Annotated in this window: 30 protein-coding genes and 2 tRNA genes; 9 read left to right on the forward strand and 23 right to left on the reverse strand. The window is 68.3% G+C overall.

The features are described 5' to 3' along the window. Positions 1-105 precede the first annotated feature (105 nt). Positions 106-1,161, forward strand: a complete 1,056-nt coding sequence (locus GN153_RS07465; protein ID WP_159901322.1) for an Mrp/NBP35 family ATP-binding protein — start codon at positions 106-108, stop codon at positions 1,159-1,161. Positions 1,162-1,215: 54 nt separating this feature from the next. Here the strand turns inward: GN153_RS07465 and GN153_RS07470 are convergent, their stop codons facing one another. The 13 genes from GN153_RS07470 to GN153_RS07530 form a co-directional block, all read right to left on the reverse strand. Continuing rightward, positions 1,216-1,599, reverse strand: a complete 384-nt coding sequence (locus GN153_RS07470; protein WP_159901324.1) for a DUF7344 domain-containing protein — start codon at positions 1,597-1,599, stop codon at positions 1,216-1,218. Positions 1,600-1,703: 104 nt separating this feature from the next. Continuing rightward, complete coding sequence (locus GN153_RS07475; protein ID WP_159901326.1) at positions 1,704-2,153, reverse strand: hypothetical protein; 450 nt, start codon at positions 2,151-2,153, stop codon at positions 1,704-1,706. A 38-nt stretch (positions 2,154-2,191) separates the two neighbouring features. Continuing rightward, a complete protein-coding gene (locus tag GN153_RS07480) occupies positions 2,192-3,994 on the reverse strand; it encodes a Na(+)/H(+) antiporter subunit D (protein ID WP_159901328.1) in 1,803 nt (600 codons plus the stop codon). Continuing rightward, positions 3,991-5,724: a cation:proton antiporter gene (locus tag GN153_RS07485; protein WP_159901330.1), complete on the reverse strand. Its 1,734-nt coding sequence runs from the start codon at positions 5,722-5,724 to the stop codon at positions 3,991-3,993. The genes GN153_RS07480 and GN153_RS07485 overlap by 4 nt, the downstream gene beginning before the upstream one ends. Further along, entirely contained in the window at positions 5,721-7,235 is a 1,515-nt protein-coding gene (locus GN153_RS07490) for a proton-conducting transporter transmembrane domain-containing protein (RefSeq protein ID WP_159901332.1), read from the reverse strand. Before GN153_RS07490 ends, GN153_RS07485 begins: the two co-directional genes overlap by 4 nt. Then, positions 7,228-7,593 (reverse strand): cation:proton antiporter subunit C, encoded by a 366-nt coding sequence (locus GN153_RS07495; RefSeq protein ID WP_159901334.1) that lies wholly within the window; start codon positions 7,591-7,593, stop codon positions 7,228-7,230. The genes GN153_RS07490 and GN153_RS07495 overlap by 8 nt, the downstream gene beginning before the upstream one ends. Further along, complete coding sequence (locus GN153_RS07500) at positions 7,590-8,162, reverse strand: MnhB domain-containing protein (RefSeq protein ID WP_159901336.1); 573 nt, start codon at positions 8,160-8,162, stop codon at positions 7,590-7,592. Before GN153_RS07500 ends, GN153_RS07495 begins: the two co-directional genes overlap by 4 nt. Beyond that, a complete protein-coding gene (locus GN153_RS07505; protein ID WP_159901338.1) occupies positions 8,159-8,701 on the reverse strand; it encodes a DUF4040 domain-containing protein in 543 nt (180 codons plus the stop codon). Before GN153_RS07505 ends, GN153_RS07500 begins: the two co-directional genes overlap by 4 nt. After that, positions 8,698-9,012 (reverse strand): monovalent cation/H(+) antiporter subunit G, encoded by a 315-nt coding sequence (gene mnhG, locus GN153_RS07510; protein ID WP_159901340.1) that lies wholly within the window; start codon positions 9,010-9,012, stop codon positions 8,698-8,700. The genes GN153_RS07505 and mnhG overlap by 4 nt, the downstream gene beginning before the upstream one ends. Continuing rightward, positions 9,009-9,299: a cation:proton antiporter gene (locus tag GN153_RS07515; RefSeq protein WP_159901342.1), complete on the reverse strand. Its 291-nt coding sequence runs from the start codon at positions 9,297-9,299 to the stop codon at positions 9,009-9,011. The genes mnhG and GN153_RS07515 overlap by 4 nt, the downstream gene beginning before the upstream one ends. Beyond that, entirely contained in the window at positions 9,296-10,471 is a 1,176-nt protein-coding gene (locus GN153_RS07520) for a monovalent cation/H+ antiporter subunit E (RefSeq protein ID WP_159901345.1), read from the reverse strand. Before GN153_RS07520 ends, GN153_RS07515 begins: the two co-directional genes overlap by 4 nt. 109 nt (positions 10,472-10,580) lie before the next feature. Continuing rightward, positions 10,581-12,032 carry a hypothetical protein gene (locus GN153_RS07525; RefSeq protein ID WP_159901347.1) on the reverse strand — a complete coding sequence of 484 codons (1,452 nt, stop codon included), beginning with the start codon at positions 12,030-12,032 and terminating at the stop codon, positions 10,581-10,583. Positions 12,033-12,084: 52 nt separating this feature from the next. After that, complete coding sequence (locus tag GN153_RS07530) at positions 12,085-13,416, reverse strand: PKD domain-containing protein (RefSeq protein WP_159901349.1); 1,332 nt, start codon at positions 13,414-13,416, stop codon at positions 12,085-12,087. Between the two features lie 105 nt (positions 13,417-13,521). Between GN153_RS07530 and GN153_RS07535 the strand changes: the two genes are divergently transcribed. Both GN153_RS07535 and GN153_RS07540 read left to right on the forward strand, forming a co-directional pair. Next, positions 13,522-14,562: a tyrosine--tRNA ligase gene (locus tag GN153_RS07535; protein ID WP_159901351.1), complete on the forward strand. Its 1,041-nt coding sequence runs from the start codon at positions 13,522-13,524 to the stop codon at positions 14,560-14,562. After that, positions 14,559-15,245 carry a class I SAM-dependent methyltransferase gene (locus tag GN153_RS07540; RefSeq protein WP_159901353.1) on the forward strand — a complete coding sequence of 229 codons (687 nt, stop codon included), beginning with the start codon at positions 14,559-14,561 and terminating at the stop codon, positions 15,243-15,245. The genes GN153_RS07535 and GN153_RS07540 overlap by 4 nt, the downstream gene beginning before the upstream one ends. 229 nt (positions 15,246-15,474) lie before the next feature. On the opposite strand, the gene GN153_RS07545 is transcribed toward GN153_RS07540, so the two are convergent. The 3 genes from GN153_RS07545 to GN153_RS07555 all read right to left on the reverse strand — a co-directional run bounded on the left by GN153_RS07545 (position 15,475) and on the right by GN153_RS07555 (position 16,193). Next, positions 15,475-15,547: transfer RNA gene (locus tag GN153_RS07545), tRNA-Gly, on the reverse strand. 51 nt (positions 15,548-15,598) lie between these two features. Next, positions 15,599-15,979 carry a hypothetical protein gene (locus GN153_RS17475; RefSeq protein ID WP_201287864.1) on the reverse strand — a complete coding sequence of 127 codons (381 nt, stop codon included), beginning with the start codon at positions 15,977-15,979 and terminating at the stop codon, positions 15,599-15,601. Next, on the reverse strand, positions 15,972-16,193 hold the full coding sequence (locus GN153_RS07555; protein ID WP_159901355.1) for a hypothetical protein: 222 nt from the start codon (positions 16,191-16,193) through the stop codon (positions 15,972-15,974). Before GN153_RS07555 ends, GN153_RS17475 begins: the two co-directional genes overlap by 8 nt. A 101-nt stretch (positions 16,194-16,294) precedes the next feature. Here GN153_RS07555 and GN153_RS07560 point away from each other — a divergent pair, with 101 nt between their 5' ends. Beyond that, a complete protein-coding gene (locus GN153_RS07560) occupies positions 16,295-17,818 on the forward strand; it encodes a cryptochrome/photolyase family protein (RefSeq protein WP_159901357.1) in 1,524 nt (507 codons plus the stop codon). Positions 17,819-17,831: 13 nt separating this feature from the next. Here the strand turns inward: GN153_RS07560 and GN153_RS07565 are convergent, their stop codons facing one another. From GN153_RS07565 to GN153_RS07580, 4 genes are all read right to left on the reverse strand, one after another. Further along, complete coding sequence (locus tag GN153_RS07565) at positions 17,832-18,167, reverse strand: hypothetical protein (RefSeq protein WP_159901359.1); 336 nt, start codon at positions 18,165-18,167, stop codon at positions 17,832-17,834. A 74-nt stretch (positions 18,168-18,241) separates the two neighbouring features. After that, positions 18,242-19,063 (reverse strand): HD domain-containing protein, encoded by an 822-nt coding sequence (locus tag GN153_RS07570; RefSeq protein ID WP_159901361.1) that lies wholly within the window; start codon positions 19,061-19,063, stop codon positions 18,242-18,244. Positions 19,064-19,093: 30 nt separating this feature from the next. Continuing rightward, complete coding sequence (locus GN153_RS07575) at positions 19,094-19,567, reverse strand: redoxin domain-containing protein (RefSeq protein ID WP_159901363.1); 474 nt, start codon at positions 19,565-19,567, stop codon at positions 19,094-19,096. An 81-nt stretch (positions 19,568-19,648) separates the two neighbouring features. Continuing rightward, positions 19,649-19,903 carry a hypothetical protein gene (locus GN153_RS07580; protein WP_159901365.1) on the reverse strand — a complete coding sequence of 85 codons (255 nt, stop codon included), beginning with the start codon at positions 19,901-19,903 and terminating at the stop codon, positions 19,649-19,651. Positions 19,904-20,096: 193 nt separating this feature from the next. Between GN153_RS07580 and GN153_RS07585 the strand changes: the two genes are divergently transcribed. The 5 genes from GN153_RS07585 to GN153_RS07605 all read left to right on the forward strand — a co-directional run bounded on the left by GN153_RS07585 (position 20,097) and on the right by GN153_RS07605 (position 23,808). Further along, complete coding sequence (locus GN153_RS07585; RefSeq protein WP_159901367.1) at positions 20,097-20,510, forward strand: EamA family transporter; 414 nt, start codon at positions 20,097-20,099, stop codon at positions 20,508-20,510. 71 nt (positions 20,511-20,581) lie between these two features. Further along, positions 20,582-21,805: a chorismate synthase gene (gene aroC, locus GN153_RS07590; protein WP_159901369.1), complete on the forward strand. Its 1,224-nt coding sequence runs from the start codon at positions 20,582-20,584 to the stop codon at positions 21,803-21,805. A 147-nt stretch (positions 21,806-21,952) separates the two neighbouring features. Next, positions 21,953-22,873: an alpha/beta fold hydrolase gene (locus GN153_RS07595; RefSeq protein ID WP_159901371.1), complete on the forward strand. Its 921-nt coding sequence runs from the start codon at positions 21,953-21,955 to the stop codon at positions 22,871-22,873. A gap of 69 nt (positions 22,874-22,942) precedes the next feature. Beyond that, positions 22,943-23,698 carry a hypothetical protein gene (locus GN153_RS07600; protein WP_159901373.1) on the forward strand — a complete coding sequence of 252 codons (756 nt, stop codon included), beginning with the start codon at positions 22,943-22,945 and terminating at the stop codon, positions 23,696-23,698. A gap of 26 nt (positions 23,699-23,724) precedes the next feature. Further along, positions 23,725-23,808, forward strand: a tRNA-Ser gene (locus GN153_RS07605). Between the two features lie 164 nt (positions 23,809-23,972). Here the strand turns inward: GN153_RS07605 and GN153_RS07610 are convergent. The 3 genes from GN153_RS07610 to GN153_RS07620 all read right to left on the reverse strand — a co-directional run bounded on the left by GN153_RS07610 (position 23,973) and on the right by GN153_RS07620 (position 26,199). Further along, the gene (locus GN153_RS07610) at positions 23,973-24,290 is read right to left on the reverse strand and encodes a cupin domain-containing protein (protein ID WP_159901375.1); all 318 of its coding nucleotides are present in this window, start codon (positions 24,288-24,290) and stop codon (positions 23,973-23,975) included. 77 nt (positions 24,291-24,367) lie between these two features. Beyond that, on the reverse strand, positions 24,368-25,126 hold the full coding sequence (locus tag GN153_RS07615) for an ABC transporter ATP-binding protein (protein WP_159901377.1): 759 nt from the start codon (positions 25,124-25,126) through the stop codon (positions 24,368-24,370). Further along, positions 25,123-26,199, reverse strand: coding sequence for an ABC transporter permease (locus GN153_RS07620; RefSeq protein ID WP_159901379.1), 1,077 nt, complete (start codon positions 26,197-26,199; stop codon positions 25,123-25,125). The genes GN153_RS07615 and GN153_RS07620 overlap by 4 nt, the downstream gene beginning before the upstream one ends. Positions 26,200-26,311: the final 112 nt, after the last annotated feature.

The raw sequence follows: 26,311 nt of genomic DNA on the forward strand, positions 1-26,311 counted from the left end.
TTCGCCGGCGACCGGGACCGACACCCGGAGCAGCGGCTCGCGCGGGCGAGGCGGCGGTCGAGAGCCGTTCACAACCCTTTTCGCTCCGCCAGCCGGAGGGATGCCATGGACGAATCCGACGTACGCGACCGGCTCCGGGCGGTAGAGGACCCCGACCTGGGTGGGGACATCGTCTCGCTGGGCCTGGTCAACGAGGTCGAGGTCGGCGAGACGGTCCACGTCGACCTCGCGCTCGGCGCGCCCTACTCCCCCGCGGAGACCGCCATCGCCGGCGACGTGCGGGAGGCCCTGTCGGACCTGGGGCTGGAGGTCGAGCTGTCGGCCTCGGTCGACCGCCCCGGCGGCGAGGAGGACGTGTTGCCCGGCGTCGAGAACGTCATCGCCGTCGCCTCCGGCAAGGGCGGCGTGGGGAAGTCGACCGTCGCCGTGAACCTCGCGGCCGGACTCGCCGAGATGGGCGCCGAAGTCGGCCTCTTCGACGCCGACATCTACGGGCCGAACGTCCCCCGGATGGTCGACGCCGACGAGGTCCCCTCCGCGACCGAGGACGAGCGGATCATCCCCCCCGAGCAGTTCGGGATGAAGCTGATGAGCATGGACTTCCTCGTCGGCGAGGACGACCCGGTCATCTTCCGGGGGCCGATGGTCCACAACGTCCTCACCCAGCTGTGGGAGGACGTCGTCTGGGGCCGGCTCGACTACATGGTGGTCGACCTCCCGCCAGGGACCGGTGACACCCAACTGTCCCTGCTGCAGTCGGTCCCCGTCTCCGGGGCGGTGATCGTCACCACGCCCCAGGAGGTCGCGCTGGACGACGCCCGCAAGGGGTTGCGGATGTTCGGCCGCCACGACACACCCGTCCTGGGGGTCGTCGAGAACATGGCGGGCTTCGTCTGCCCGGACTGTGGCAGCGAGCACGCCATCTTCGGGGAGGGCGGCGGCGAGCGCTTCGCCGCCGACGTCGACATGCCCTTCCTCGGCTCGGTCCCGCTCGACCCCGCCGTCCGCCAGGGCGGGGACGACGGCGCACCGATGGTCCGCGGCGAGGGCGACACCGCCGAAGCGCTCCGGGAGTTCACCCGCAAGACCGCGAACATGCAGGGGATCGTCCACCGCCGCCGGGTCAGCGGAGCCCGGGCAGGAGCCGAATCCGGAGACTGACGGCCGGGAGCCGGCACGTGCCGGCGTCCCGGTCGACACGCGGCGGCTGCGGCGTCAGCCCCCGGACCGGTCCTCGCCGGGGTCGAGTCGCTCGCGGATCGCCTCCAGGGCGGCCAGCACCTGGTCGGCGTGCTCGCCGCCCCCCACGACTTCCGCGTCCGGGTCGAAGGTGACGACCCCACCCTCGACGAGTTTCGGGATGTGTGCGTGGTACAGCGAGGTGTAGACCCCCTCGTACTCCCGTTCGGTGACCCCCGACGCCGGAACGTCGTTCTCCACCGCCGCGACAGCCGTGGCCATGTCGGCGAGCGTCCACTCGTCGTCCCGGAAGAGCAGGTAACAGAGGTACCGCCGGCGTGGATGCGCCAGCGCGTCGTAGAGGTAGTCGAGGTGGAGTGTCGCGGGAATCTCTGGGGCGTCGCCGCCAGCATCCTCCATGTGACGGTATAGCCGCCAGACACGAGATAAATACCCCAGTCAGTTTTCCGGGTTGTTACCGGCTACGGACCCGTTACGCGCCGTCTACGCCGGGAACAGACCAGTTAATCCGCGTGTCGTTGCTCGCGGAGGTCCTCCATCGTCCAGACCGTGACACGGGCCTCGACGAGGTCACGGGATTCGACGTCCGCCCCCTCCTCGTGAGCCTCCAGCGTCTCCCGGGCGGCGGCGAGCATCTCGCGCTCGACGGCCTCCTGGTCCTGGCGGTCCCGGACCTCGTTGGTCAGTGCCTCGAAGTCCTCCCGGAGGTCGAAGTCCGCACAGGCGGCGTTGCACTTCCCGATGGGGTTCATCCCGACCTCCAGCGTCAGGTCGCGGACCGTCTCCCAGTCCGCCTCACAGAAGTACAGCGACACCTCGCCGACCACGTCCCGCCAGGAGATCCGCCCGCTGCGGTCCATCGCCTCGATCGCACGTGGCGGGAGGTCCAGCCGGTGGCTGGTCTCCGGGTTCCGGCAGAGACAGCAGGGGCGCTGGCGCTTCCCGGTGTACATACCCATGACTGGGCTCGAACCCTGTTGAGCCTGGCGGTTCAGCCGACCGTCGCCAGGAACAGCAACAGGAGGCCGACGACGAGCACACCCAGCACGACGAAGGTCGCCTGGCCGATGTTGACGTCGAGTTCGGGGTCGACCTCCCTGTCGCCGTTGGCCCGGGCGTCCGGGAGCATCCACGGCGCGACGCGGTCGAGGGCGGGGACGGGGTTGCGGGCGGTCCAGACCGCCGTCCGGGCGACCCCGACGGCGACCCGGTCGACCGCGGCGTAGAGCTCGGTCACGCCGACGACGACCGCCCGGCTCCCGTAGAAGACGGCGCGGTTGTAGACGGCGTCGACGTCGGGCACCCGGCCGACCCGGGAGAGGGGGCCACGGAGCAAGGCGAACCCGACCAGCCCCAGTGCCGCGAGCCCGAAGCCCTCGACGAGGTGGCCGACGGTGAAGACGGTGTACGTGCTCGCTCCCGCTCCCGGGAGCGCGGCGTAGGCGCCGGCCTCGACCCCCGGGAGTATCGCGAACAGCGCGCCGGGGACGAGCCCGTAGAGGACACACAGGGCCGCCACCGAGCCCATCGCCGCCTTCTGGCCGAGGTTGAGTTCCCGCCCCGGGACCGGCTGCTGGGCCTCCCCGTGGAAGAAGGCGTAGTAGCCGAACTTGATAAACGAGAGGAACGTTCCGACCCCGCCAAGGAGCAGGATGTACCAGAGCGCGTCGAGGTGCTCCTTGTGGGCGGCGCCGACGACCATCCCCTTGCTGACGAAGCCGTTGAAGCCGGGGAAGCCGGCGATCGAGAGCGCGGCGACCCCGAAGATCACGCCAGTCAGCGGCATCTCCCGCCAGAGCCCGCCCAGCTTCTTGAGGTTCTCAGTCCCCGTCCGGTAGATGATCGCGCCGGCACACATGAACAGCAGGCTCTTGTAGAGAATGTGGTTGAAGACGTGGCCGAAAGCCCCGGAGAAGGCGAGCGCGGAGCCGATCCCGACGCCGGCGACCATGTAGCCGACCTGGGACTGGATGTGATAGGAGAGCAGCCGGCGCATGTCGTTCTGGAGGAGCGCGGTGAAGGCGCCGAAGACGGCCATCGCCCCGCCCATGTACGCCAGCCAGAGGTGGCCGTCCGGAAACGCCCGCCCCAGCCCGTAGACGCCGGTTTTCGTGGTGTAGACACAGAGGAAGACGCTGGCGGCGATGTGTGGCCGGGGGTAGGTGTCGGGCAGCCAGACGTGGAGGCCGACGTAGCCGACGTTGACCCCGAAGCCCAGCGCGTACAGCGCGGCGGGGACTCCGGGCGCGATCCCGTCGGCAGCCCCGAACAGGAACGACCCCACCTCGACGTAGTGCCAGACGACCCCCGCGAGGATCAGGCTCCCGCCCAGTCCGTGCCACAGCGCGTACCGGAAGCCGGCCCGGACCGCCCGTCCCCGGTAGTGCCAGACCAGCAGCGTCGAGGCGGCGGCCATCAGCTCCACGAAGAAGACGAGAGTGAGCCAGTCACCCGCGAACACGGCCAGGAGGCTGGTGCCCACGTAGCCCAGCGCGAACGCCGTCTGGGTGGTGTCGGCCTCCGTCGCGTAGGAGTAGCCCACCGCGACGGCGCCGATGAAAGCGAAGATAAGCCCCATCAACACCGAGAGTTCGTCGACGTTCAGGAGGACGGCCTCGAACCCCAGGAACGGTACCTCGAGGTAGGTCCCCGACGGGAGCAGATACACCCAGAGGAGGACGCCGCCGGTCGCGAGGAGACCCAGCGCGTGCCCGACCCGCCGGGAGAGAAGCGGGAGGACGAGCGCGGCCGCGAGGACGGCAAGCCCCGGCGGGAGCGTGGTGAGCGCGCTCACAGCACCACCCCCACGTCGGCGACGACTCGCTGGACGATCCGGAGGAACAGAGCCGTCGCGGGCACGACGCCGAGCGCGACCGCGCCGGCTGCGGCAGCGAGGATCGGCCCGAGCATGAACCAGGTCGACTCGCCGCCGGTCCACCCTCGGTCCTCCCAGCCGCCGGCGGGCGGCCCGCCGTGGTGGCCGTCGTGGTTCCCGTGGTCGTCGTGGTCTCCGCCCTCCTCGTGGCCGTCGCGTTCGTCGTGGGCACGACCCCCGGCGTGGTCCGCGCTGTCGGCGCTGTCGGTCTCGTCGGCGCCCCCGTCGGCCCGGACCGGGTCACCGACTTCCGGCCCGACGCCGGGGTCGGTGCGCCCGCCGAACCGGCCGGCCAGCAGCGGCTTCTCGTCGTGGTCGTCGGGCGTCTCGAAGAAAGCCTGGTAGACGACCGGCCAGAAGTACGCGATATTGAGCAGCCCGGAGAGGACCAGTGCCCCGGCGAAGACGGCCTGGCCGGCGGAGACGCTGCCGATCAGGAGATACCACTTGCTGACGAACCCCGCGACGAGTGGGATGCCGGCCATCCCGGCGCTGGCGACGGCGAAGGCGGCCATCGTCAGCGGCATCCGCTTCCCGATGCCGGCCATCTCCGAGATGTCGTCGGTGTGGGTCTCGACGTGGATCGCGCCGGCACAGAAGAAGAGTGTCAGCTTCATGAACGCGTGTGCGGGGATGTGCAGCAGGCCGCCGACGATCGCCTCCCCGGAGAGCACCCCGAGCCCGAGCACGATGTAGGACAGCTGGCTGATGGTCGAGTACGCGAGCCGGCGTTTGAGGTTGTCCTTCCGGAGTGCGATGAGACTCGCCACGGTCAGCGTGACCACCGCCACCGCCGCCAGCGGCAGCCCGACGCCGAGGTCCTGGACAGTTTCGGGGCCGAACACGTCGAGTGTGACCCGGGCGATACCGAAGACGCCGCTTTTGACGACGGCCACGGCGTGCAGGAGTCCGGAGACGGGCGTGGGGGCGACCATGGCGTCGGGCAGCCAGGAGTGGACCGGCATGAGCGCGGCCTTGACCCCGAACCCGCCGGCGAGCAGCGCGAACGCCAGCCGGGCGAAGACCGGGTCCGACGTGACCAGTTCGGGGATCCCTCCCGCCGTGAAGGCCGTCGTGCCGGTCATCCAGAAGAGGAGGACGGTGCCCGCGAGCACCGCCACCCCGCCGATGAAGGTGTACGCGAGGTACTTCCGGCCGGCGGCCCGCGCCTCGGGGGACTCGTCGTGGGCGACCAGCGGGTAGGTCGCGACCGTCAGCAGCTCGTAGAAGATGAAGAGGGTGACCAGATTGCCCGCGAAGGCGACGCCGATAGCGGTGCTGAGGCTCGCGGCGAAGGCCGCGAAGTACCGCGACTGGTTGTGTTCCGACAGCCCGCGCATGTAGCCGATGCTGTAGAGGCTGGTGACCACCCACAGCCCGCTCGCGAGCAGGCCGAAGAGAATACCCAGCGCGTCCGCCCGGAGGACCAGGTCGATGCCGGCGACGAAGGTCCCCAGGTCGGTCACGAAGACGTCCCCGGCTAGCACGCCGGGAACCATGCTCCCGACGAGCCCGACCTTCAGCAGCGCCGCGACCATCGTCCACCCCTCGCGGAGGTTCGGCCGACGGGCAGAGCCCAGGATGAGGGGGACCGCGACTGCCGAGACCAGCACCGCCGCCAGCGGCCGCAGGGAGGCGACCTCGCTCACGCGGGGAACACCTCCGCGAGCGTCGGCTCCAGCAGCGTTTCGAAAGCCCCGCCGGCGAAGCCGAGCGCGACGGCGACCACGGCCGCGAGCACGACGACCGCGACCATGCCCGGCGAGACGACAGGTCCGCCGTCGGTCGAGACCGCGGAGAGCCCCGGCGGGTCCGCCGAGTCAGAGTCGGCCGAGTCTGTCTTGGCGGCCGGCTCCGCGAAGTACATCCGCTCGATGACGCGGGCGACGTAGGCCAGCGTCAGGACGGTGCTGACGAGGATGACCGCCGCGACCGGCCACAGGCCCTGCTGGACGGCGCCGACGGCGACGTACCACTTGCCGACGAAGCCGACGCTCGGCGGGACGCCCACCAGCGCCAGCCCGAGGACGCCGACGGCGGCCGCCGCGACCGGTGCCCGGCCGACCAGGCCGGCGTAGTCGTCGACGGTCCGGCCGCCAGTCCGCACGGCGACGATTCCGGCAGCGGCGAACAGCCCGCCCTTGATGACCGCGTGGCCGACCAGGTGGATGAGCCCGCCGGTCGTTGCGGTGCTCGAGACCATCGCGAAGCCGGCGACGACCATCCCGAACTGCGAGACCGAGGAATACGCCAGCATCCGCTTGATGTCGGACTGCATCACCGCGAGGGCGCTCCCGGCGACGATGCTGACCGCGGCGGCGTAGACGACCGCGTCGCGAGCGGCCGGCACCGCGGCGAAGAAGTCGACGGTGAAGACGGTCAGCAGGACCCGGGCCAGCGCGTAGGCCGACACCGTCGAGACCAGCGCGGCGATGAGCGCGCTGACGCTGTCCGGCGCACTCGCGTAGGCCTCGGGCTGCCAGGAGTGGACCGGGAACAGCGCTATCTTCACGAGCAGCCCGACGACCAGCAACGCGAAGGCCGCAAGCACCAGCCGCGAACCGTAGCCCGCCTCGGGAAGGCGCGCGGCCAGGTCGACCATGTTCAGCGTTCCCGTCGCGATGAAGGCGTAGGCGGCCCCGAGCAGGAACAGCGAGGCGCCGACAGTCCCGACGATGAGATACTTCAGCGACGCGACGGCGCTGCGCGCGGAGTCGCCGCTCGCGACCAGCGCGTACGCCGCGAGCCCGGTCACCTCGAGGAAGACGTACATGTTGAAGATGTCGCCGGTCAGGGTGATCCCCGCCAGGCCGGCGACGAGAAGCAGATAGACCGTATAGAAGGCGTTACCCCGCGGCCCGGCCTGGCGGGCGTAAGCAAGCACCGCCAGCGCCACGGCCGCGACGAGCCCGAGCACCGGCGCCGAGAGGCCGTCGGCGACGAGTTCGATCCCTGCCGGGGGTGCGAAGCCGGCGAGTTCGTAGCTCCGGCGCCCCGCCTGCAGGACCGTCGCCAGGACGACGCCCGCCAGCAGCAGTTCGACCACGCAGGTGACGGCGGCCACCAGCCACCCCGACCGGTCCCACCGGGTACCGGCCGCGAGCGCGGCGAGCGCTCCCAGCAGCGGCGCGACCACCGCGAGGACGATCGCGTCAGTCATCGCCCTCCGTCTCGAGTTCCGCGATGAGGTCCTCCCTGAGCGTGCCGTACTCGCTGTAGATGCGGACCACGAGCGTCAGCGCCACCGCGCTCAGGCTCACCCCGACGACGATGGCAGTCAGCACCAGCACGTGCGGCAGCGGGCTGACGTAGGTCTCGACGCCCTCCTCGACCACCGGCGGGGCTCCCCCGGAGACGAAGGCAGCCGTGATCAGAAACAGGAAGATGCCAGTCTGGAAGAGGTTCATCCCGATCACTTTCTTCACCAGGTTGCGGTCGCCGACCACCAGATACAGCCCGGCGGCCATCAGCAGAACCGCACCGACGTAGTTGTACCGCGTCGCCAGCAACTCGATCATTTCTCACCCTCCCTGTACTCGAAGCCGTGGGCGATGGCAAAAAAGAGTCCCGAGATGACGCCGGCGACGACCGCGCCGATCCCGAGCTCGACCCCCTCGATGGCGTACTTCGAGGCCTTCTTGATCCCGAGGGCGGATTCGTAGAGGCTGTACTCGAGGAAGCCGCCCCCGAGCAGCATCGGCCCGAACCCGATCACCGCAAACAGGAGGACACCCCCGGTCGCAAGCGCCACGACGGCGGAGTTGACAAACCACTCCCGCGTGGGTCCGATCCCGAAGGCAAAGGCCAGCATGAGTACCATCGCCGCGACGACCGTGCCACCCTGGAATCCCCCGCCGGAGGAGTCGGCGCCGTGAAACATCACGAACAGACCGAACGTGAGCACGAACGGCGCGACGACCTGGACCGTCGTCATGATCACGCTGCTCTCGGTGTAGGGCCGGCGCCTCTCGGTGCGCCCGGCCCCATTCGCCGAGTCGGCAGCACCCGCCGCTCCACCGTCGGTCCGGGTATCTACCGTGTTGCCGCCGGGGCTGTTGTCGTTTGCCGGTCCGGTGTCACCGCTCATGTGAACCGCTCCTCCCTGAGGACGACGAGGACGGCCACGCCGGCGGCGAAGACGACGACAGCCTCGCCGAGAGTGTCGAACCCCCGGTAGGCCGCCAGCACGGCTGTCACGACGTTCTCGACGCCGGTCTGTGCGAGGGCGTTGTCCAGGTAGAACTGGGTCACCTCGGGGTTCGCCCAGGCCGGGGCCTCCGGGTCACCGATCGCCGGGATCGCGGGGACCGTCCACAGAAGCGCCGCGGTGAAGACCGCGACGACACCCATCGCCGGCCAGTCGATCCCCTTGAACGTCGAACCCTCGGCACTCGGGCGGGCCGTCTTGGTCAGCGTCAGCAGAAACAGGACCGTGGTCACGCCGGCCCCGATGGCCGCCTCCGTGAGCGCGACGTCGGGTGCCTGCAGCGTCACCCAGACCAGCGCGAGCCCCAGCCCGTAGGCCGCGAAGGCGATGACCGAAGCCAGGACGTCCCGCAGGAACACCGTCGCGAGCGCGCTCGCGAGGACGAAAACCAGAAGCGCCGCGTCGACGGCGGTTATCATTCGGCGTCACCCCCGTCGTCGGTCCAGGGTTCGATCCCCTGGTCGTAGGCCGACCGGGTGATCGCGTGGGTCGCGGTGGGGTTCGTGATCAGCATGAACACCGCCAGGATGAGCAGTTTCGCGCGGGGCACCCCCGCTTCGAAGGCAAGCGCCACGCCGGCCAGCGTGAGGACGGTCCCCAGGGTGTCGGTCTTGGAGGTCGCGTGTGCCCGGGTGTACAGGTCCGGCATCCGGACCAGTCCGACCGCCGCGACCAGCGTAAAGAACAGGCCGGCGACGATCAGCCCGATACTGACCCAGATGAGCGTCACAGTACACCCCCCCGTTCGACCGTGAACTTCGAGATGGCGATGCTCACGAGGAAGTTCAACAGGGCGTAGACGATCGCGACGTCCAGAAAGCCGGGCTGGTCGAACGCCGCCGCGACCAGCGCGAGCACGAGTACGGTCGTCGTCCCGGTGGCGTTGACCGCGATCACGCGGTCGTGGGTCGTCGGCCCGCGGGCCACCCGGTAGAGGGTGAGGGTGCTGGCGACGACGAACGCCGCGACGAAGCCGAAAAACAGCGTCTCGAACCCGCCCTGGCTGGCCAGCGTCATGTGGTATCGTCCTCCTCGTTCTCCCCGGACCCGGCGTCGGCCGCCGGACCCGAGACCTGCGGTTCACCCTCGCCGGGCCCGTTCGCCCCCTCGGCGCCGTCTCCGTCGGTGCCCTCGCGCTCGGCAGTCTGCCCGCGCTGTCGCGGGCTGGGGAACCGGGCGGCACCGCGGCCGAAGAAGACGAACCGGATGGCTCGCTCCAGCCCCCCGTCGTACAGGGCTTCGCGGGACGACTCTGTCAGCGCGTGGACGTAGAACTCCCCCTCTCGGGCCTCGACAGTCACTGTCCCCGGCGTCAGTGTGATGCTGTTGGCGAGCGACGTCACCGGCAATCCAACCGGGACCGCCGGCCGGAACCGCTCCATGCTGGGGTCGATCGGCAGAGACGGGTGGAGGATGATGTACACGATCTGGACGTTCGCCTTCGCTATCTCCCAGAACAGGTACGGGATATAGACGAGCCACCGGGCGCCCGTCAACAGCGCGCTCACGGGACGGAGATCCCGGGTGAACGTGATCCCGGAGAGAACCGCCGCGACGAGCGCGGCGCTGAATGCGCCTGTCACGTAGTCGAAGGTGCCCGCGAAGCCACCGAGCACCTGATAGAACAGAAAGGAGAGCCCGAACACCGCGAGGAAGGCCCTGGTCCCGGCAGTCGCGCGGAGGAGCTGCCGACCGCGGATCCCGCGCTCGACGGGCGCCTCCTCCCACGTGACCCACTCGGTGAGGTCGAGCTCCGCCTCTAGCGGTGAGAGCAGCGGCGCGCGCGCGTCCGGCTGATACTCCGGGTCGAGCACGATATGGTCCAGCCCGTGTTCCTCGGCATAGGAGAGGAGCACTTCGGCGTAGTCCCTGGGACTGAACAGGTACTCGTCGAGGGCGATCACCTCCGCGGTGACCGAGACCGGCAGCGACTCCCCCTGGAGGTCGTCGGCGCCGAGGTCTTCGCGGACCCAGGCCTGCACGCGGTCGAGGAGAGCCTCGGCTTCCTCGGCTGGGTCGGCGTCGAGGTTCTGGCTACGCCAGCCGGCGGGATAGACGAAGTGGACGACCGGCCGCGCGCCGTCCTCGGCGGCCTCGACGGCCTCGCGAACGACGTACGCGACCGTGTTCCGGAGGGTTTCCGAATCGCCGACGGGCACCAAGGTCCGCCGGATCTCTCCTCCACTCATTGTGCTCTCATTCGTCGTCGTCGTGTTAACGGTGACTATCTTTCAGCCCTCCGGAACAGCGTCGGGTTTGTTCGAGGGAAACAGTGGTAGCTGGATCGGTGTGTGAAGGTTACGAGCCAGGGTCCTGATACCGCTCAATGACCTCGATATCGAGTCCGAGTCCGACGAGGCTGGTTTCACCGTTGATGTACCCGACAGCGTCGGAGTTCGGGACATGGATTTTGGCGTACTTTTCACCGTCTGGTGTATATTGGACGATCATGACTCCGTTTGCCGGCATGAACTCTGCGCCGTAGTTCACCGCCAGCCGGCCGTATTTTGCACCGATGACATCGCGCTGTCGCAGTGGGAGACTATCGTCGCCGACCTCGCTCCGGGTGAATTGTTCGACTACGATCGTCTCGTTATCTAAATAGACGTCACGGATCCGCATATCCACATCTTTCCACACATCAGTTTCATCGGCCGCTGTATATCCTTCGAGACTGACTGTTCCTGTAACGTTCTTTTCGAGTTTTTGAGTTGTGAAACGTAAACGTTCGTGCCGGCTAGAAAATGACTTGTCAGGCTGTGCAGCACCCATGACGTTCGTGTATTGCCCGCCGGTCGCGGTTCGCTCCGGGAGGTAGAATCGAACCGGTACCCGATCACGGAGGCTGTTTTTACACTCCCCAGAATTAACCGGATTCTCGTTTTCACACCGATCTAGCAGATGGGGGAATTCTCTTTTCTCCCCGTTTACTTTGAGAGTTCCAACGACAGCCCGAATGTACGTCGGATAGGACATTGGTGCGTAACTGTCGGGAGAAGTATTCCCGAATGCGTATTGATTCATCCATCGCGGTTTGATTGTCGCCGTCGCGTTCAATTCTCCTTTCCTGAAATAATTGAATGTCACCGTTTCTGGGTACGCTGTTTTCGGATCGAAGTGACTCCGGACGTAGAGTCCGGCTGTGCGGGCAACAGCGATCTCGTATCGCTCGATTAAATCGAGAGAATCAATGGAAAAGTTGAGCGTTACAGTCTGGCGCTCCGTGTCGTACGAACCGCCTAAAAAGGTTATATAAGGGGGGTCGTAGGAATCCCGTGCCAAAACAGGATAGGTCTCCTCTACATCGGCGAGGAGTCGTTCATATCGATCCGATTTACGCGAATCTGTATCGTCTTCAGTTGAGATAGGCGTTGATGAGACTGACCCGTCCGGAGTTGGAGGGTTCGTATTGGGCGTCGTTGTTTGGAGTGCAGCCGAAGTTCCGGTGGGCGTGGATGTCGTTGCCTTACTTTCATTTATATCCAATGCGGGTGACCTACTCTCGTCTCCGAGTGCGAGGGTCGCTGTGCCACCAACCAAACCGCCCGCGGCAACGAGATATACAAGTACGGCCACACCGGCGAGCATACCACCGCCGCGTTGGATTCCTGGTAAAGAGGCAAGGCGGTCGGCGATACCGCGGTAGTTAGTAGCCGTCGCTATGGGTACCGTGACCGGGAAGAAGATCAAGGCAACGACCCCGCCGAGGAGTTTTACCAACCGGGCAGCCGATAGAGTAGAGGAACTCATATTGTGTGTTGCTGCTGTCTTTTATTTTTATTCATCTTACTTGTGTGGGACATCAGATGATCGTAACGGTGTCTGGTCCGTGCCTCGGGGTATCCGTTGCATCGCCGCCGGAGTTGCTTTCCGGAACCGACTCCGCGGCCGGAGAGTCTGCCTCGCTCTCTGCCGAGTCCGATGATTCATCGAGACCGGAGCTCGTCGTCTCCCCGCCAGGGGTGATCGTGACCGTCTCGGAGGATGGTGGTCCGGTGAGGTCGGTTCCAGTAGTGGTGTCTGATGTACTCGTTGGACCGTCTGGTGGAGGTGTTAGCGAGTCTTCACCATCCGGTGGACTGGGTGCTTCTTCTGTCGCATCTTTTGTATAGGGGTTGATCCCGCCAACGGCACCATTTCCATGGTCGTCCCTGTTTTCCCGTGCTCGTTCGAAGATCTTGTTTGCTTGCGATTCATCCACTAAGTCATCCCTCACGAGCTCTCCCAAATTCACGTTGTGCCAATTATATGGTTCCAAATAGTCCTCTGCTTCTTCCTCACTCACCAGCGTAATGTCCCCCGGTCCTGCAGTGTTCGCGATAGTGATCGCAGAATCGCCGTCAGCGTAGTTGTTGACCGATAGGTCGGAGTAAGTCCGGATAGTGTCGCTGTTAGCTACCACGTAGTCAGTGCTCGCGTCCGGCGAATCGCCCCCACCACCGCCGGCAGTCGATGGAGCACTGGAGCCGGAGGAAGGCGAGGTCTCGACAACCTCGACCGTGTGCGTGTCGGTCACGGTCCGACCGAGGACATCCGTTACGGCCGCGGTCACTGTGTGGGTTCCGGCATCGCCGAACGAGAGCGCCCGCTCGCGCGTTCCGGAACCGGTCAGTTCCTCGGTTCCGACTTCGCTCCCGTCGACCGACCAGACCAGCCGCGAGACCGGATCGTCGCCGGCCGTCACGTCCGCGCTCGCGGTTCCGTCACTCCCGACGAACAGCGACTCCGGCCCGGTGAGCTGGAGCTCGGGTGGGTCCGGCTCCTCGACGGTGACGTAGACCGTATCGCTGGTCCGCATTCCGGTCCCGTCGGTGGCGGTCACCGTCACGTTGTACTGGCCGGTTTGCGTCGCCCGGAAGCTGGTCAGCTCGCAGGTGACACAGTCGGGCTCGAATTCCGTTCCGTTGGGCGCGACGACGGACCAGTTGTAGCCGGCCACTTCGCCGTCCGGGTCGTATGACCCGCCGGCATCGAGGTAAACGGTCGCGTTCCGCTCGACCGCCTGGTCGAGCCCCGCATCGGCGACCGGCGGCTCGTCTGCCCCGACGACGCCGCCAGCCGCGAGCAGACCGGTACCGAGACAGACCGCAACCACCAGTCCGAGCCCCGCACTCACACCCCCGGACACCCGCATACCGGCGGATTGTCGTGCGTTCGCATAAAAAGTCTTGCCCGTCGACAGGACCAGCCCCGAGGCGGCAAGCAAACCATTTATTCGGCGGCCACGGGGAATCGGAGTATGGACACGGCCGAGCGGCGTGCGCTCGTGACGCGCCACACGGAGGAGGTCGTCACCGACGAAGAGCTGTCGGACCTGCTGGAGCGTGACTCCCCCTCGGTCTACATCGGGTACGCGCCGACCGGAGAGATGCACATCGGCCACTTCACCACGATCCGGAAGCTGGCGGACTTCGCGGAGGCGGGACTGGAGGTCACGGTCCTCGTGGCGGACCTGCACGCCCACCTCGACGACGAGAAGAGCCCCTTCGAACTGCTGGACGCCCGCTCGGCGTACTACCGGACGGCGATCGAGGCGATGGTCGAAGCGGCCGGCGCAGACCCCGACGCAGTCTCCTTTGTCCGCGGAACGGAGTTCCAGCTCGACGAGGAGTACACCCTGGAGATGTACCGGATGGCCGCAGAGACGACCGTGGCGCGGGCCCGCCGCGCCGGCAGCGAGGTCGTCCGCGAGAGCGAGAGTCCGAACCTCGGCGGACTGATGTACTCACTGATGCAGTCACTCGACGTGAAGGCGCTGGAAGCGGACATCGCCTACGGCGGGATCGACCAGCGGGGGATCTACATGCTCTCCCGGGAACTGCTCCCCGACCACGGCTGGCACGAGCCGGTCTGTCTGTTCGCGCCGCTGCTCTCCGGGCTCACCGGCGGGAAGATGAGCGCCTCCGAGGAGGGATCGAAGGTGAACCTCACCGACGACCCTGCGGCGGTGGCCGAGAAGATCGACGACGCCTACTGTCCGATGGGGGAGGCCGAAGACAACGGGGTCCTCGAGTACCTGGAACATCTCGTCTTCCCGGTGCTCGAGGCCCGCGGCAGCGAGGAGTTCGTCGTCGAGCGCCCCGAGGAGTACGGCGGCGACCTCGTCTACGGCTCCTACGGGGAGCTGGAGGCGGACTTCCTGAGCGAGGAACTGCACCCGGCGGACCTCAAGCCCGCGGCGGCCGAGGCCATCTCGGAAGTCATCGCGCCGGTCCGCGAGCGGCTAGCCGACGAGGAGGAACTGCTCGCCGAGGCGTACCCGGAGACCTACGGCGAGTGAGCGACGGCGACCCCGAGGCAGAGGAGCCAGGGGACACGCCCTCCGAACACCGCTCGCCCGAGCGTGTGCGCGAGGTGTACGACAGGATCGCCGCCCACTTCGCCGAGACCCGCCACCACGCCTGGCCCGAAAGCCGGGAGTTTCTCGACGGGCGAAGCGGCGCGGTCGGCCTGGACGTCGGCTGCGGAAACGGCCGCAACGCCGAACTCCTGGCCGAGCGGGTCGACCGCGCGCTGGGGCTGGACGCCAGCCGCGGACTTCTCGGGGAGGCCCGGTCACGGGTAGGGGAGACGGTGGAACTCGTGCAGGGGGACGCCGGCGGCCTGCCCGTCACCGCCGACACCGTCGACATCGCCCTTTACATCGCGACGCTACACCACCTGGCCGACCGCGAGACGCGACGGGCGAGTCTCGCCGAACTCGCCCGCGTGCTCGCGCCAGATGGGCGAGCACTCGTGAGCGTCTGGAGCACCACCCACGACCGCTTCGACGCCGGCCCCGAGGACCCGGTCGGCTTCGACACGACCGTCGACTGGACGCTCCCTAACGGCGAGACGGTCCCGCGGTTCTACCACATCTACGCGCCCGCGGAGTTCGAGGCCGACCTCGCCGCGTCCCCTCTGACCGTCGAGGCGACGTGGCTGGCGAGCGGGAACTGCTACGCGCGGGTCCGCGGGGAGTAACACGCGAGTCCACAGGGAGTGGGGGCGTGCGTCGTCCGCCGTGCTCACGGGTCGCTTCGCTCCCCGCTCGCAACCGAGGCGCTCCCTGGGGTCGCCCCTCGCATGCGCGGTCCGGGATCCGAACCGAGCGGAGACGGTCCGCCTGCGGCGCGATGCGCCGGTCCGGGCTGCGACTCCCCGGGCTCGAACCCGGGGCGATGCCACTCCTCGCTGTCGCTCGAAGAGAGCATGCGCGGTCCGGGATTCGAACCCGGGCAAGTGGCTTGGAAGGCCACTGTCCTGACCAGCTGGACCAACCGCGCTTACCCGGTTGTGGGTACGCGTCGGGTAAAGGGACTTTCCATTGCCCGCGTTCACCGCAGGCGGAGCGCGGCGGCCGCGACCCCGCGGGGCCGGAGTTCCACGGGCCCGAGGCCGAGCCGCCGGGCGAGCGGCCCGGGCACCGCGTCGGCGCCGGCCACCGCGACGACCGCGTCGCCGACCCGTATCTCGGCAGTCTCTCCGGCCTCCGCGAGCAGCGCTGCGGCGGCGAGCAGCCGGCCGCGCTCGCCCCGGGCGAGCCGGGCGCAGGCGCTCACCGACGGAACCTGGACGCGCAGCCGACCTGCCTGGGTGCTGACCGCGAGCCGAGTCCGGTCGACTGTCACCGAGAGGTTGGCGTCGATCTCGAGCGCGGGACCGGCCCGGACCAGTGCCTGGATGGCCTCGAAGAGGCCGGTCTCGCCCTCACTCACGCTCGTTGGTCGTGATCCGCACCGTTCCGTCGACCTCCCAGTAGGCGTGCTCGGCGTCCTCGCCGGTCCTGCTCGGGACCGCGACCTCCATGTCCTCGAACTGGTAGACGATCTCCGCGCCGCGGCCGGTGAGTCGGTCGTAGAGACCGATGGCCAGCTCCGGCCAGCTCGTGGTTTCTTCGATGCGTTCTTCCGGGCCTTCCGTTTCGCTCATGCAGACAGTAACAGGGGCGAGAGTAACTTATAGTTTTGTCAACCTTTTCCGCCGGCAATTTATTCGGGTCGGGGCCCTGGCGTAGCCATGGAGTGGTCCCCGTGACAGTGCTCGTGCTGGGCGACCAGCTGACCCGGCAGGTCGGCCCGCTGACCGACCGGCCCGACGACCGCGTGCTGATGGTCGAGGCCCACGAGTTCGCGCGGCGGCATCCCTATCACCCCCATAAGCTGACGCTCGTGTTCAGCGCGATGCGGCACTTCCGCGACCGGCTGCGTGCGGACGGGCGCGCGGTCGACTACCACACCGTCGGAACGTTCCGCGAGGGGTTCGAGGCACACTTCGACGCTCACCCCGACGACACGCTGGTCGCAATGGAGCCGCCGAGCCACGGCGCGTCCGCGGGGCTGCGCGAGGCAGCCGGGGCTGCCGGCGGCGACATCGAGTTCGTGGAAAACGACCTGTTTCTGTGTGACGCCGGGAGCTTCGACGGCTGGGCCGGCGACGGGCGCCTGCGCCACGAGGACTTCTACCGGTTCATGCGCCGCCGGACGGGCTACCTGATGGAGGACGGCGACCCTGTCGGCGGGGAGTGGAACTACGACGACCAGAACCGCGAGACACCACCCGAAGGCTGGAATCCTCCGGAGCCGCCAGCCTTCGAGCCCGACGCACTCACCCGGGAGGTGGCCGAATTGGTCGAGGAGCAGTTCGCCGGCGGGTACGACGAGCCGCCCTACGGTGGGGCGTGGGCCGACCCCGGGGAGTTCCGCTGGCCGGTCACCCGCCGGGAAGCCTGCCGGGCGCTCGACGACTTCGTCACCTACCGGCTGCCGGAGTTCGGCGACTACCAGGACGCCATGCTCGAGGCGGAGTGGGCACTGTGTCACAGCCTCCTCTCGACGTCGCTGAACCTCGGTCTGCTCCACCCGCGGGAGGTCGTCGAGCGCGCCGTCGCCGCCTACCGGGAGAGGGATGCGCCGCTGCACTGCGTCGAGGGCTTCGTCCGGCAGGTGCTCGGCTGGCGGGAGTTTCTCAGACACGTCTACCGCCGGGAGATGCCCGGCCTGGCGACGGCCAATCAGCTCGGCGCCGGCGAGGACCTGCCCGACCTCTACTGGACCGGCGACACCGACATGGCCTGTCTCTCTGACGTCGTCGAGGGAGTCAGGCAGCGGGGCTACTCACACCACATCGAGCGCCTGATGGTCCTCTCGAATTTCGCCCTCGTCTACGGCGTCGAGCCCGCACAACTGAACGAGTGGTTCCACGCCGCCTACGTCGACGCCTTTCACTGGGTCACGACCCCCAACGTCGTCGAGATGGGGCTGTTCGGCGCCGGTGTCTTCGCCACCAAACCCTACGCCTCCTCGGCGAACTACATCGACCGGATGAGCGACTACTGTTCGGGCTGTCCCTACTACAAGACCAAGACCACCGGCGAGGGGGCCTGCCCGTTCAACGCGCTCTACTGGGACTTCCTGGACCGCAACGAGGACCGGCTCCGGTCGAACCACCGGATGGGGCTGGTCTACAGCCACCTCGACGACAAGGGCGAGGACCTGGCGGCGATACGCGAGCAGGCGGCCGACATCCGCGAGCGCGCCCGCGACGGCGAGCTGTAGCGGCAAGCGGCGGTTACCGCTCGACCTCCTCCCAGGTGTCCGACTCGATGTACGCCCCGTCGCCGTCGGAGACACGCAGGTGTCCGTCCGTCCGGGAGGCAGTGAGTTCGCCGGTCCCGGCCGCGGCTTCCGGGGGCGACGCGTCTCCCCTCGCGTCGCGTCCCGGGGGCCGACCGCTCCGGCCGGCATCCCAGTCACCAGCCGGGCCCGACAGCGAGTCGGCGCCCAGCGCATCCCGGAGCCAGGCGGCCGCACCGGCGAGAAACGCCCGGAGGCGTACGCGGAGCCCGCCGCCGTCTTCCGGATCGGGGGTGCTGTCGGAGGGCTCGTGCTGCTCGTCGGTGTGCATGCGAGTGCCGATGACAGTTGGATGTCAACGTATTAAACAGTTTGGACCGGCGGGTCACGGCGCCCCGGTCCGCGTCAGTCGAGCTCGACCCGCTCGACGATGTTGTCGCTCGCCTCGTGGGTGTTGACCGCGACGATCCGGACAAGGTCCTCGAGCCCGGAGTCCTGGAGTTTCGCTTTCAGGAGGTTGTCGACCTGGTAGACGCCGGCGGCGTTGGTCATCTCGATCTCCACGAGGACCGGAGCGCCGTTCCCGGGGGAGAGAGTCACGTTCTGGATCGCCTGGCTCGAGACGGTGTTGATCCCCCGTCCGCCCCGCTCGTAGGGGATCCGCGACCTGCCGTACTCCATGTCCAGCGCGTCCGCGACCCGGACGACGCCCGCCTCCATCGTCAGCGGGTCCTCCTCGGTGTGGTGACAGAGGATGGCGTGGAGCACCTCGCCTTTCATCCGGACCGCCGGCTCGGTGTCGTAGAACTGCGGCAGCAGGCGGTCGAGGATGTCGGCCGCGAGCGGGATCGAGTAGTAGGGGTGGTCGTCGCGGTGGACGACGTGGCCGATGTCGTGGAGGACGGCCGCGAGTGCGACGATCACCGGCTCGTCGGCTTCCTCCAGGCCGTGGTCGGCCGCGCCATTAAAGTCGACGCCGCCGGCCTTGAGCAGGCTGTAGAGCGTCAGCGCCCGGTTCCGGACGATCTCGATGTGTTTGGTGCCGTGGTCGTTGTACCGCTTGCGCTTGACGGGGTTGACGTTCTGGGCCTCCAGATACGCCCGGACCTCGGCGTCGTCGTCGACGACGGCCATTACCTCCTGGAGTCGTTCGTCGGGGAACGGATGCTCGCCGTCGGGGTCGAACGCCCAGGATTCGGGCGAGTCCCCGCTCGTCTCGTCGACCATACCGGACCGACGACGGCCCAGGTCAAAAACTCACGCCTCGTGGACGGCCTCGAGGACCTCGTCGTAGTCGGGCTCGACACCCGGGTCGTCGCTCACCCACGCGTAGGTGACCGTCCCGTCGCCGTCGACGACGAACACCGCGCGCTTCGCGACGTCGTGGACACCCAGTGCCTCGAAGTCCATCGACGCGTCGTAGGCCTCGATGACGTCCTTGTCGGCGTCGCTCACGAGGTCGAAGGTCAAATCGAGCTTGTCGCGGAACTCGTTGAGCGCGAACGGGGAGTCGACGCTGACGCCGTAGACGGAGCCGCCGGCCTCCTGAAACTCCTCCAGGCGGTCCTGGAAGGTGTTCATCTCGTGGCTGCAGACGCTGGTGAAGGCGCCCGGAAAGAACGCGAGGACCAGCGGCGCTTCGTCGAGGCTCTCCTCGAGGTCGAACTCCTCGACGTCGCCGTTGGCGAGCGGTGCGGTGAACGCGGGGGCGGTGTCGCCTGTCGAAACCATATCCTTGGGATTGCCGCTCCTCGTGTATTATCGTTGTGACTTCGTCTCCCCGAGCCGGCCCGCGGCGGGCGGCAGGCGGAGTCACTCGCTCAGGGCGTCGGTCGGGTCGCCGAAGGTGTCCGCGAGCCCGTCGGCCACGGCCATCTCGGTCACGTACTCCGAGACCTGTTCCGAGTCAGTCCAGTCGGGCGGTACCTCCCGGCGTGTCGTCTCCCGGGCCTGCGTCTCGACGACCTCCTCCGTTCCAGTCACGTCCAGAAAGAGCACCCGGAGGCGTTCGGAGTCCCCCCGGCCGTCCCCCTGTGACGGGTCGGGGTCCGACAGGTCGCCGCTCATCGCGACCGCCCTCCGGTCGCCCGCTCCCGACCTCCGGTCCCGCCACCGCCCCGGTTGTGAGTTGTTAACACAGTGAGTCACCGATCCCCGAGACTCGTCTTCAGTATTCGCTACACAAGCCGGCGTAGCCATCCCTTACGCCCGGGCCCGCGGAGACCGGAACCACTACCTCGCCGGGTCGCGACGGAGCGGTATGCTCCCGACCGGACTGGTGCTCGCGCTGGGTGCGATGGTCTGCTGGGGCGTCTGGACCCTGTTCGCGACGCTGGCGACGCGGTCGCTGGCCCCCGAGGCCGCGATGGTCGTCTCCTACACGACCGGCGCCGCGCTCGCGCTCGGCTACGTGGTCATCTCGCGTGGGGCACCCTCCCTGCCCGGGCGAGGTGTGGCCTTCGCCGGGCTGGCCGGCGTGTTCGCCGGCGCCGGTGCGGTCGCCTTCTACGCCGGCCTGGCGGAGGGGAACTCGGCGGTCGTCACGACCGTCAGCGCGCTGTACTTCGTCGTCGCGGCCCTGCTCGGCGTGGCCGTGCTCGGCGAGTCGCTCGGGCTGCGTGACGTGGCCGGGGTCGGCTTCGCGGTGCTGGCCATCGCGCTGCTGGCGACCTGACCCGCGGCTGGACGCCCGTCGCGGCGGAGACACTGCAAAGGCTAAGTGTCGGGATCCACGACGTGGGTGCAATGAACGGCAACCGCTTCGGGCGGCTCTTCCAGGTGACCACCTTCGGGGAGTCCCACGGGGAGGCGATGGGCTGTACGGTCTCGGGCTGTCCCGCCGGGGTCGAACTGAACGAGGCGGAGATCCAGGCAGAACTGGACCGTCGCAAGCCCGGCCAGTCGATGATCACCACCTCCCGTGGCGAACCCGACGAGGTCTCGATCAAGTCCGGGCTACAGGACGGCTACACGACCGGCACGCCGCTGGGGATGGTCATCCAGAACAAGGACGCCCGCTCGGGCAAGTACGAACCCTTCGTCACGGCACCCCGGCCCTCACACGGCGACTTCACCTACTCCGCGAAGTTCGGCACGCGCAACTGGGGCGGGGGCGGGCGCTCCTCGGCCCGCGAGACGGTCAACTGGGTGGCCGCCGGCGCGGTCGCCAAGCAGGTCCTCGACCAGTCGGACTACGACATTCGAGTCAAGGCCCATGTCAACCAGGTCGGCGACATCGAGGCTCCCGAGGTGAGCTTCGAGGAGATGCTCGAACACACCGAGGACAACGAGGTGCGGTGTGCCCACCCCGAGACCGCCGAACGGATGCGCGAGGCCATCGACCAGTACCAGAAAGAGGGTGACTCTATCGGCGGCTCGGTCTACTTCGAGTGTCGCGGCGTCCCCCGGGGGCTCGGCGCGCCCCGCTTCGACTCGTTTCCCGCGCGGCTCGGGCAGGCGATGTTCTCGGTCCCGGCGACGACTGCCTTCCAGTTCGGGAAGGGTCGGGACGCCCGCACGATGCGTGGCACCGAGCGCAACGAGGACTGGGAGTTCGACGACGGCTCCCGCGAGGAGGTCGTCAGCGAGGCCGGCGACCCGGTCCCGGAGGGCAACGACCACGGCGGTCTCCAGGGGGGTATCACCACCGGCGAACCCATCTACGGCGAGGTGACCTGGCACGCGCCGACCTCGATCCCCTCGACCCAGGAGACTGTCGACTGGGAGACCGGTGAGCGCAAGGAGATCCAGGTCGTCGGCCGCCACGACCCCGTCCTGATGCCCCGGGCCGTCCCGGTCGTGGAGGCGATGCTCCGGCTCACGGTCCTGGATTTCATGCTGCTGGGCGGGCGGATCAACCCCGACCGCCTCGACGACCGCCCCGGCGAGTACGACACCGACTACCACCCGGAGAGCCCGGTCGACGACCCCGACGACGCTGACACGAAAGCCGACACTATCGACGGGTGACGCGACGCGGCTTCCCGGAGCGTGTCCGCCGACCCGAAACGCTAAGGCTGTCTTACCGCTTACACGGTGTGTGCAGGACGCGAACGACGACGAACCGGTCGGACGTGTTGCTGACGGAAACTCCCCCGACCGGAGTCCCCGATACCGATGTTCGAACCGACGCTGAGTCTGAGTCGAGCGGCAGGGCAGCTCGCATTCGACGGGTACGCCGAGGTGGCGCCCTTTCAGCCGGACCTGCCGAGTGGCTACCTGGAGCGGCGGTACGCGAACGGTGCCTCCCGGTTCGTCGACGTGGACGGCGCCCGCGTCCACTACCGCGACGAGGGGCCACGTGACGGACCCACGCTGGTCGCCCTCCACGGGATGTACTCCTCGCTTCACACCTGGGACGACTGGGTCGAGGCGCTGACCGACCGGGTCCGCGTCGTCCGGATGGACCTGCCCGGCTTCGGCCTGACCGGCCCCACCACCGCCGGGACCTACGACATGCCCTACTACGTCGACGTCCTGGAGGCGTTCTGCAGGCGACTCGACCTCGGCGAGGTGGCGCTTGCGGGCAACTCGATGGGTGGCGGGGTCGCCTGGCGGGTCGCCGCCGAGCACCCCGGGCTGGTCGACCGGCTGCTCCTGCTGGATTCGGTCGGCCGGCAGGTCGTCCCCGACGGGGCCGAGTTCCTCGTCCAGCCGGGAGTCAGCGTCGTGCCGCGGTATCTCACACCGCGGGCGGCCTTCCGGGAGATCCTCCGGGACGCCTACGGCGACCCCTCGAAGCTCGAGCGCGGGGACGTCCGCCGGTACCACGACCTGCTCCGGCGTACGGGGAACCGGCGGGCGGTCCTCTCCCTGCTGCGGGCGGCCTCGCCCGCCGACGTCGACCCGGCCGAAGTCACCTGTCCGACCCTCGTACAGTGGGGGGAGCGAGACACCTGGCTCCCGCTCTCGCTGGGGGAGAAGCTGGCCGGCGAGATCCCCGACGGGAGGCTCCGGACCTACGAGGGCGTCGGGCACATCCCGATGGAAGAGGCCCCGGCCGCGACCGCCGCCGACGCCGTCGAGTTCCTGACCTGAGCGGTCGTGGCGATAGCCGCTCGTCTGCAGAGCGCAAGCGCCAAGACCGTCGTGGGCCGACGGGTGAGCATGACGACCATCGTCGTGCTTGCGGACCCGCCGGCGCCCGGCGTCGCGTCGCCCGGGCTCGCCGCAGGGACCCCACTCTCGGAAGCGGAGGCGGCACGGCTCTACGAGGCGATGCTGGTCGACGTCTGCCGGACGGTCCAGGCCGGCGGCGCGGACCTGCTCGTCAACTATCCGCCGGCCGACCGGGCGCCGGTCGACGAGCCCGAGCGGGCGTTGCGGGATGCGCTGGCCGACGAGCTCGAGGAGCCCGCCGAGGCCCGATACGAGGTCCAGGTCGGCGAGACCTTCGCCGGGCGGGTCGGCAACACGGTCACTCACCTGCTGGAGGAGGAGGGTGAGCGGCAGGTCGCCGTGACGACCCCCGCCGCGCCCTTCCTCCGGCGGGACCACGTCGGCGGGCTGGGGATGTCGCTGCGGACCGAGGAGGTCGCGCTCGCACCCGCGTGGGGCGGCCGCGTCGCGCTGGCGGGCTTTACCGAGCCGATCGACTTCACGGACGCCTTCGCCGCGCCGGCGGTGGAGACGCTGGCAATGCGGGCACGCGACGCCGGACTGTCGGTCGACTTCCTGCCGCGACAGCCGGTGGTGGAGACGTCCGCGGACCTCGCGGACGCGGTGGCGTACGCGACTGCCCGCGTGCGAGCCGAGCGACTGGTTCCCGGGCGGACGGTCGGAGTTATCGAGGACCTGGGGCTGCGTGCGGTCGAGGCCGGGGGGGAGACGCTGACGGTGAGTCGCGAGTCCGACAACTCTTAGACCGCGCGGACGGTAGGCCCGCGTGCGGTGGGGTGGCGGAGCGGCCTAACGCGCCTGCCTTGAGAGCAGGTGTCCGAGAGGACTCATGGGTTCAAATCCCATCCCCACCGTCAGACTCCCTGCAGTCGTCTGACGAGCCCTGCCTCGCCTTACTCGGCAGGACACCGTGAGTGCGCGGCGCATCAACGCGCCGCGCCGAACGTGACGTGGGATTTGAACTACGCGAGACGAACACAGCGAGTCTCGCCATCGAGTTCAAATCCCATCCCCACCGTCAGTCCGCACCGACGATGACCATCTGGCTCGCCTCCTCGAAGTACAGCTGGCGGGTCGACTCGGCGTCGACGCGGACGGCGTCACCGGGCTCCAGCGCGGTCTCCTCGCCGTCGACGGTGATCTGCCCGGAGCCGTCGAGCAGCAGATAGACCTCCTCCTGACCGTCGCCGGTGTGGTCGTGTTCCTTGCCCGTCCAGCCCTCGGCGGCATCGAGGACAGTGACCCCGAGGTTCTCGCAGTTCAGGTCCTCCCGGAGGAAGTGCATCCCGGGGGCGAACGGCTCGACCTCCTCGTAGTTCGTCTTGTCGAATCCCATGGTCGGGATCCGGCGAGGGCCGGCAAAACGTTTGTCACGCGCGCCGGCGGGTCGAGACCCGCATCGCGACCGGGCAGTCACTCGTGTCTGGAGGACCCGGTATCCCGGTCGGCGTCACTCCGTCCTGGCTGCTGTCCGGCCGTGCCGCCGGCCCCGCCAGCAGCCCGCTCGTGTTGTCGGACCAGCGCGACGTAGTACGCCTGCAGCGAGTCGTGGCCGTCGAGGTCGAGCTCCTCGGGGCGGGCGTCGAGGACGACCCGCCCCTCGTGCATGACCGTCAGGCGGTCGGTGTAGGGCTCGAAGTCCCCGACGTGGTGAGTCGAGACGAGGACGGTCGCGTCGCCGGCGTAGGCGGAGAGAAAGTCGAGCAGCCGCTCCTTGGAGACGTCATCCAGCGCCGCTAGCGGCTCGTCGAGCAGTAGGTAATCCGGCCGCTTGAGCAAGGCGAGTGCGAGGTCGAGCTTGCGCGCGAATCCGCCGGAGAGGTCGTGGGCCGGCCGGTCCATCGCCCGCCGCAGCCGGAGTTCGTCGACGACGGTCTCGCGCCACTCCCGGCCGGGCGAGCCGACGAGGCTGGCGAAGACCGTCAGGTTCTCCCGGACAGTGAGGTCCGGGTAGAAGTTCGGCCGCTGGAAGCCACAGCCGACCGCGTCGGGGACCGACAGCGTGCCGGCGGTCGGCCGCGCGAGCCCGAGCAGCAGCCGGAAGACGGTGGTCTTGCCCGACCCGTTGGGGCCGACGAGACAGTGGAACTGGCCGCCCCCGACCGACAGCGAAACGTCCCGGACGGCCACGACGTCGCCGTACTCCTTGCGGACGCCGTCGAGTTCGATCATGTGGTCCTCCGGTAGTACATCGCGCTGAGTTTCACGCAGGCGAGCGTCAGGAGGGCAAAGCCCGCAAGCGCGAGCAGCCAGTCGGCAAACAGCGACAGCTCGGCGTCTTTGAGCATGAAGCTGCGGGTCATGATGGTGGAGTAGTGGACCGGGTCCGCGCGGATGATCGCCTTCCGGACCGGCGAGAGGTAGCCCACGGGGAAGGCGAGCCCGGAGAAGGCGGTGATCCCCAGCAGGATGACGACGTTGACGAACCGGCCGAGCGTCCCGAACCGGAGCAGGACCATCACGGCCGTGCTGATCGCCGCGAGATAGAAGAAAGTCAACAGCAGTGTCAGCACGGTCCCGACGGAGAGGGCCGTCGTCGCGTAGTCGAAATACGCCGCGGCGCCCTGGAAGACGAGGATGGGGACGAGCATCAGCACGCTGAAATAGATCAGCTTCGAGAGCACCAGCGTCTCCAGCGAGGACTCCGCGCGGATCCGGTCGAGGACGTTACTCTCCTTGGCGAGGTTGTAGGGGACGTAGGTGAACGCAAAGAGCATGATGATCGCCATCAGGAAGGAGGGGACGAGATACTCGGAGAGGGAGTTCTCCGTGCCGACGACCTCCCGGCGGACCGAGATGTCCGCCTCGAGGAAGGGCGCGTCGTTGAGCGCGCGGGCCATGATCGCGCGGATCGCCTGCGAGGGCCGCTCGAAGGGCGTGATGCTACCGTCGACAGTGAGGACGAACGTGGCGTTGTCGTTGTCGGGGTCGGTGATGTCGGGGGGGACCTGGACGATGGCGTAGACGGACTCCCGGCGGAGCATCCGTTCGGCTTCCTCGGGCGAGTCGACCCGCTTCGGGTCGGAGAAGGGTTCGAAGGCACCGGTGATGATCGACAGTTCCTGGTCGGTGACCTCCTCGCTTTCGGGCGTGACCGCGACCGGCGCGTCCCGCGGGACGACCGTGCCGAAGACGACGCTGGTCGAGGCGAAGAAGGCGGGCAGGAGGAGCAACACGAAGGCCAGCGCGAGTGCGTTGTGCTTGCTCCAGTGGAACTCCTTTTTCAGAAGCGAGCGCAGCGACACGGTTACCGACCCACCCCGGTGGCGTCGTTACCCTCGGTTCCAGCCCCGTCGACCCCGGTGCCCGCGGCCATCACATCGCAGTCAGCGGTCAGCAGTTGGATATAGCTTGTGG

The sequence above is a fragment of the Salinirussus salinus genome (genome assembly GCF_009831455.1).
GTDB classification, from domain to species: Archaea; Halobacteriota; Halobacteria; order Halobacteriales; family Haloarculaceae; genus Salinirussus; species Salinirussus salinus.